The organism is Thermostichus sp. MS-CIW-37 (assembly GCF_054060065.1).
Genome location: NZ_JBSSCV010000053.1, coordinates 1 through 6406, shown reverse-complemented (window position 1 = coordinate 6406; position 6406 = coordinate 1). Strand labels below are relative to the sequence as shown.

Annotated in this window: 5 protein-coding genes and 3 pseudogenes; 5 read left to right on the top strand and 3 right to left on the bottom strand. The window is 59.8% G+C overall.

Features of this window, described 5'->3' with window-relative positions:
- From ACVWYZ_RS14085 to ACVWYZ_RS14075, 3 genes and pseudogenes are all read left to right on the top strand, one after another.
- Positions 1-198 (top strand): annotated as a pseudogene (locus ACVWYZ_RS14085) (RNA-guided endonuclease InsQ/TnpB family protein); the annotation flags it as partial.
- Positions 199-723: a rhodanese-like domain-containing protein gene (locus ACVWYZ_RS14080; RefSeq protein WP_457467404.1), complete on the top strand. Its 525-nt coding sequence runs from the start codon at positions 199-201 to the stop codon at positions 721-723. It begins immediately after the preceding pseudogene.
- Positions 720-2534, top strand: a pseudogene (locus ACVWYZ_RS14075) (SulP family inorganic anion transporter). Before ACVWYZ_RS14080 ends, ACVWYZ_RS14075 begins: the two are co-directional and overlap by 4 nt.
- On the opposite strand, the gene ACVWYZ_RS14070 reads toward ACVWYZ_RS14075, so the two are convergent.
- Positions 2512-3771: a hypothetical protein gene (locus ACVWYZ_RS14070; RefSeq protein ID WP_457467403.1), complete on the bottom strand. Its 1260-nt coding sequence runs from the start codon at positions 3769-3771 to the stop codon at positions 2512-2514. The pseudogene ACVWYZ_RS14075 and the gene ACVWYZ_RS14070 sit on opposite strands and share 23 nt — an antisense overlap.
- Before the next feature lie 236 nt (positions 3772-4007).
- Between ACVWYZ_RS14070 and trxA the strand changes: the two genes are divergently transcribed.
- Both trxA and lipB read left to right on the top strand, forming a co-directional pair.
- Positions 4008-4340 (top strand): thioredoxin, encoded by a 333-nt coding sequence (gene trxA / locus ACVWYZ_RS14065; RefSeq protein ID WP_414417012.1) that lies wholly within the window; start codon positions 4008-4010, stop codon positions 4338-4340.
- Between the two features lie 76 nt (positions 4341-4416).
- Positions 4417-5178: a lipoyl(octanoyl) transferase LipB gene (lipB, locus tag ACVWYZ_RS14060; protein ID WP_414381798.1), complete on the top strand. Its 762-nt coding sequence runs from the start codon at positions 4417-4419 to the stop codon at positions 5176-5178.
- On the opposite strand, the gene ACVWYZ_RS14055 is transcribed toward lipB, so the two are convergent.
- Positions 5175-5624 (bottom strand): tetratricopeptide repeat protein, encoded by a 450-nt coding sequence (locus ACVWYZ_RS14055; RefSeq protein ID WP_457444799.1) that lies wholly within the window; start codon positions 5622-5624, stop codon positions 5175-5177. The genes lipB and ACVWYZ_RS14055 overlap by 4 nt on opposite strands.
- A 291-nt stretch (positions 5625-5915) precedes the next feature.
- Positions 5916-6299: pseudogene (locus ACVWYZ_RS14050) on the bottom strand (Uma2 family endonuclease); the annotation flags it as partial.
- Positions 6300-6406 lie beyond the last annotated feature (107 nt).

Sequence of the window (6406 nt, the reverse complement as noted above, 5' to 3'; positions counted from 1 at the left end):
TGCGGGCACATCCACACTAAGTTGGGTGGCGCAAAGGTGTTTAGATGCCCAAAGTGCAACCATAGGCTACCACGAGATTGGCAAGGCGCTCTGGGCGTCATGCTCAGGGCTTTGCGGGATACCGCCGTTCTGTTTGGAAACGGACAGAATGCTATCGCTTCACCGTTGAGCAGTAGTGCTCAGCAGTGTTCAGCGTAAATGTATCAGATCGATGCCCTGACCTTAAAACAGTGGCTGGATCAGGGGCGAGTCCAGCTCATTGATGTGCGGGAGCCGGGAGAATATGCCGATGAGCGGATCCCGGGGGCCATCAACATGCCCCTATCTACCTTTGACCCGGCCAAAGTGCCTGCTTCCACGCCAGAGAAGCCGGTGGTGTTGCAGTGCCGCATGGGCAGCCGCTCCATCCGCGCCGGTTGTCAGTTGCTAGACCGCGGCTGGCCGGAGGTGATTAGCCTCAAGGGCGGGATCGAGGCTTGGAAAGCGGCCAAGCTGCCCGTTACCCGCACCCAAAATGCGCCCATCTCCATCATGCGGCAGGTGCAGATTGCGGCGGGATCCCTGGTGCTCACCGGAACCCTTCTGGGGGCCTTTGTCAACCCCTGGTGGCTGCTGCTGAGTGGCTTTGTGGGCGCTGGGCTGGTGTTTGCGGGTGTAACCAACACCTGTGGCATGGCTCTGCTCTTGGCTCGCATGCCCTGGAACCGAGGTCAGGCGCTATGAGTGGGATCCCTTCTACTTCCTCTGGGGGGCAAGGGATCCTGGCGCGGTACCTGCCCTTTGCTAAGGAGTCCCTTTGGGTCTTCCACTATCAGCGATCAGATTTGCCGGGAGATCTGATCGCCGGCCTTGTGGTGGCTATTCTGCTGGTGCCTCAGAGCATGGCCTATGCCCTGTTGGCCGGGTTGCCCCCCCAAGTGGGCCTGTACGCCAGTATTTTGCCGGTGATCGTCTATGGACTACTGGGATCCAGCCGCGCCTTGGCGGTAGGGCCAGTGGCCATCATCTCCCTCTTGGTGGCGGCAGGGTTAGAGCCGCTGGCCGGTCGCGTCAGCGGGACGGAGTCCTTGCCGGGCAGCCCGGAGTACGGGCAGTTGGCTTTAGGCCTGGCCTTGGAAGTGGGTTTGATTCAAGGGGCGATGGGGTTGTTGCGGCTGGGATTTTTGGCCAATTTCCTCAGCCATGCGGTGGTGACTGCCTTTGGCAGCGCGGCAGCTTTGATTATCGGCTTCAGCCAGCTCCGCCACCTCCTGGGGGTCAAGATCGCCAATACGGAGTCCTTCTTGCTGTTGGTGCAGCGGCTGTGGCAAAGCCTGGACAAGGTGAACTGGGCAACCTTTGGCCTAGGGCTGCTGGCCGTATCCCTGCTGGTGTACGCTCAGCGAAAGTTGCCCCACCAACTGCGGCGTTGGGGTGTGCCTCCAAGTTGGGCCTTGATTTTGACCAAGGGGGCACCGCTAGCGGCTGTGCTCGTGACCAGCCTGTTGGTCTGGGGCCTAAACCTCTCGGAGAGGGCAGGGGTATCCGTTGTTGGCTCCATTCCTTCCGGGTTGCCCCCCTTGGGCTTTCCCTCGTTGAGCTGGGGACAGTGGACAGCGCTTCTGCCCACAGCCTTGGCCATCAGCTTGGTGGGCTTCACGGAGAGCTATGCCGTGGGGCAGTCCTTGGCTAGCCAGCGGCGGCAGAAGGTGGATCCCAACTAAGATCTGGTGGCTTTGGGGGCAGCCAACTTGGCAGCAGCCTGCAGTGGCGGCTATCCGGTAACGGGAGGCATCAGCCGGTCGGTGGTGAACTTTCAAGCAGGCGCCAACAGTGGCCTGGCCTCCCTAATCACCGGCCTGTTGGTGGCTTTGACGGTCATCTGGCTGATGCCCCTGTTCACCTTCTTGCCCCAGACCACCCTGGCGGCCATTGTTCTGGTGGCGGTGCTGGCCCTGGTGGATTTTCACCCCCTGCTGCAAAGCTGGCGCTACGACCGTGGCGATGCCCTGGTTTGGTTGGTAACCTTTGCCAGTGTGCTGGGGATCGGAGTGGAGCAGGGGATCGGAATAGGGGTGTTAGTCTCCATCCTGCTCTTTCTTTGGCGGGCCAGCCGTCCTCACATTGCCATCGTGGGTCAGGTGCCCGGTACGGAGCACTACCGCAACGTGCAGCGCCATGAGGTGATTACCGATCCCCGTATCTTGGCAGTGCGGGTGGACGAGAGCCTGTTTTTTGCCAACGCAGCCTACTTGCAGGAGTATCTGCTGCGAGAGGTGGCGGCGCGACCCACAGTGGAGCAGGTGCTGCTCGTTGCCAGCGCCATCAACTTCATCGACGGCAGCGCTTTGGAAGTGCTGACCCAGTTGGTGGAACGTTTGCAGCAGGCAGGGGTGGGCTTTGCCATAGCCGAGGTGAAGGGGCCGGTAATGGATCGCCTCCAAAAGGCTGGGTTTGTGGAGAAAGTGGGCGCTGAGCGCTTCTTCCTCTCCACTCACCAGGCGATGCAAGCCCTCGGATCCCAGCAGAGCCTCAGTCAGGTGTCATCTTCCTGATCAGCACAAGGGGGGTTTGTTCAGCGGCATTGCCGGCGGGGTTCTTGCCCAGGGCTTGCTCCACCAGCTCCCGCTCTACGCCGGGGCTGGCTGCCAGGATCTTGACCTGCCCCAGATCGTTGGCATCCACGATGGCCACTTCGTAGCCCGTCTGCCGATGCAGATCCCCCACCAACTTGGCCGGATCCCGCGGCCCCAGCACGATGAACTGGTCATAGGGAGGCAGGGTGCCAGTAACGTCGTCGATGAGATCGGCCTGCTCCCCCGCCAGGGCATAAAAGACCCCCGGGATCCCCAGCAGTTTGGCCAGGGATCCCACCACAAAAGCCCACACCACCCGCCAGGCCCCGGAGCAGTCGATCAAAGTCTGCATCCCGTAGCAGCTTGAAAGACTGGTCTTGGAGGGGAAGAAGTAGCACAGGGTGCGGGCCAGCCAGCCGGGCTGCACCTGCAGGGGATGGCGGAAGTTGCCCTGGACAATAGCCACGGCGCTTTCCGAGATGGCCACCATATCGCCGGGCTGGATGTGAGGGCCTACATACCGCCGTAGCACCTCGGCCAAGTCATCGCTGGGGGTCAGCAGATGGGTGGGAACGGCGGCCCAAAGGAGGGATCCCTGCTTCTGCCAGTTCAGCTCCGGCAAGGGCTCCACCTCTTGCAACGGCAGGATGAGGTGGCTGGTCTTGAGGGTGCGCCGCTGCCGCCCGTACTGGATGTAGTCCAGCTGGAGCCAGGCCGAGCGCAGATCCGCTAGCCCTTTCCCCTTCAGCTCGATCTCGACTTCTAGGCCAGTCTGGCTCTGGGGGGTGAGGATATAAGCCTGCCAGTAGTTGTCTTGCCGGGGGGGAAGATCCGGATGGCGAGAGCGCAGGCGTAGGCGGGTGTGAATGCCTTCTAGGGATCCGGCGCTGAGCAAATGCAGTCGCGGCTCCACCTGGGCCAAGGTGACTTCCAAAAGGGGGTTGAGGTTGCGAGCCACAAACTCCGCCTGGATAACCCAGTGCTCCAAGGTGTTGCGGCCTATGCCCCAGCCCTTGGGTTCCACCACCAGCTGGTCAGCGGGGCGGGTTTTCAGCCAGTACAGCAACGTTCCCAAGCTGAGCAGCAGCCCGGCCACCACCTGGCTCCAAGCCGAGGGATCCCACAGCCAACGCCAAGCCCCCCATAGGCTGAGTCCTACCCCGGCCAGCACTGTGGCCAACACGCCACGATTCACCATGCTGCTACTTGTTGCCATTGGGATCCCACTCCTCAAAAAAAGACAAGTGCTTAAGCCCTGCTAAAGTCTGCCCCTTTGTCCACCACAACACCCTAGACTACGGGTACGCTCTAGCTCTTCTCCTGAACCCTAGCCATCCTACCGGGAAACCGAAGCAGGCTGCGGCGAGATCTCCACACCAATTTTTAATCTCAAACAGTTAGCTTACAAATAGATTTCATCTCAGGCTTTTCAGAACACCCTTGGAGTTTCCTATGGCGCACAAACAGCAATTCAAAAGCTTTGACGACATGATTCAGGGATCCAAAACCCCGATCCTGGTGGATTTTTATGCTTCCTGGTGCGGCCCTTGTCAGGTTATGGCGCAAGTGTTGGAGCAGGTAAAACCTCAGGTGGGGGATGCGGTTACTTTTGTGAAGGTTGACACCGAAAAGTACCCAACCATCGCTGCTCGCTGGGGCATTCAAGCGGTGCCAACGCTGATCCTCTTCAAAGATGGGAAGCCGATTGACCGCATTGAGGGGCTGTTGCAGCCTCGCGCCTTGTTGGAGCGGTTGCGGGCGCAGGTCAACCTGCCGGTAGGCTAGGTGGACGTTGCTGGGATGGGGTCTTTTGGTCATCTTCTGGTGGCACAGCGAGCTCTCCAGCAAAACCGTCTTTGAGATGTCCTCGCAGGTGTTTGAGCGCTCTTTGGGATCTCCGCCTCTGGAGGTTCACCTGGCGGGAGAGGTGCCCTATCGCACCGCTTGGGCTTGGCAGCAAGCCAGGGTGGCTCGCCTGATCTGCAATCCGCAGCTGCCAGATGGGCTCCTACTGCTCACCCACCCGCCGGTCTACACCCTGGGGGCAGGGGCGGATCCCAAGTTCCTCAAGAGCTTGGCTGGACAGATAGGATCCCCAGCTGCCCGCCCAGAATTCCTCTCTGGACAAGGGCCAGAAATCCTGCGGGTAGAGCGCGGCGGCGAAGTCACTTACCACGGGCCAGGCCAGTGGGTTGGTTATGCGATCCTCAACCTCAGGCGCCACCGTCTGGATCTCCACTGGTACCTGCGCCAACTGGAGCAGGTGCTTATTGAAACTGTGGCCCACTTTGGCCTGCGGGGGGAGCGGATCCCTGGCCTCACAGGGGTTTGGGTGGAGGGGCGCAAAGTGGCGGCCATCGGCATCAAGGTCTCCCGCTGGGTGACCTACCACGGCTTTGCCCTCAACGTCTGCCCGGATCTAGCTGCCTTCGAGGCCATCGTGCCTTGTGGGATCCCTGATCGCCCGGTGGGATCCCTGGTTCAGTTTTGTCCCCGAGTAACGATGGCGGCAGTGGCCCCGGTGGTGGTGAAGTCCTTTTGTCAGGTCTTTGGGCTGCAAGCTCAGGAAGTTTCCTTATCAGAGTGGTTGGGAGAACGCAAGTCTCTAAAGACTCAAGGCTAATCCACCCCCAACTGGCGCAGCAGTTGTTGCATGATGGTTCGGTCGGCAAAGTTGCCACTCTTGGAAAAGAGAGCCAACGCCTGGCGAAAGTCGGCCATCGCCGCTTCTCGATCCCCCAACTGAAGATAGGCCACCCCGCGGCTAAAGTAGGCTTCTGGGATCCCTGCATTCAACTGAATGGCCCGCTCCGCATCGGCCAGAGCTTCTTCCGGCTGGCGCAACTGGTTGTAGACGTAGCTGCGGTTCACATAGGCCGGCGCATAGGTGGGATCCAACTGCACCGCCCGATCCAGATCCGACAGGGCAGCCACGGGATCCCCCCGCAGCAACTTGAGGGATCCCTGCCAGTTGAACTCGGAAGCAGTGTTTGGGGCCGAGGTCTTCTCAGGAGGAGGTGGGAAGGCAGGCAAAGAGATGGCAGGGGCAGGAGCGAGGAATGCTGCCAAGAAACCTATCAGAGCTATCCTTCCCCATCGACACTTGATTGTGCTCCGCACCGCTAATGACGTCCTCTTCGGATCCCGAACTAGTTCAATATAGACCGTCGGCGAGAGGGGCAACCCCCTGCACTTAACTTGCAAGGGGTGCGGGGAGCTACAAGTTCCGCGCTCTGGCGGGAAAGTCAGGGTCGAGATACCGACTCCTCTGCCAAGTCGTTCTGTGACGCGGGGCAGGAATGCCCAATGGCAAGGTTGGGAGGCCCAAGCTCTATTGGCTAGAGTGAGGGCGGGGGGATGTTACAAGGAAAGCTTCTGGAATAGATGAGCCACCGGCAGGGCAAATCCTGGAATAACCTCTTCACCTTCTAGAAGATCAACCGATTTCAGGAGGCGGTCAGGCTCTTGAGAGCTGCGATACACCAGGACGTAGTGCTCGCTGGGGTGAACCAGCCAAACCAGGCGGCTGCCATTTTCAAAGTACTCCACCAGCTTGTCATGAATTTCTTCAACCGTATTGCGGGGGGAAAGCACTTCAACAGCCAGATCTGGAGCGCCTTCCAAAAATCCTGTGGGCAGTTCAGCCATGCCCTGCAAGCGTTCTTTAGCAAAAAAAGAGATGTCAGGGGAGCGCCAATTTCCACTCTTCATCTTAAAAGCAGTGCTGGAATGTGACATACTCCCGCACTCATGCTAACGCAAAGCGCTCCGCGCCGCTAAAGCGAAAGAGTGCGGGCTTCAAGGACTCCGTCCCGCTGACGCGAACAGTGACTCCTGTGAAGGACATTTCC

Excerpts from the sequence above, each read along its gene's own strand:
- ACVWYZ_RS14080 (WP_457467404.1), top strand. The coding sequence starts at position 199 with ATGTATCAGATCGATGCCCTGACCTTAAAACAGTGGCTGGATCAGGGG.
- ACVWYZ_RS14070 (WP_457467403.1), bottom strand. The coding sequence starts at position 3,771 with ATGGCAACAAGTAGCAGCATGGTGAATCGTGGCGTGTTGGCCACAGTG.
- trxA (WP_414417012.1), top strand. The coding sequence starts at position 4,008 with ATGGCGCACAAACAGCAATTCAAAAGCTTTGACGACATGATTCAGGGA.
- lipB (WP_414381798.1), top strand. The coding sequence starts at position 4,417 with ATGTCCTCGCAGGTGTTTGAGCGCTCTTTGGGATCTCCGCCTCTGGAG.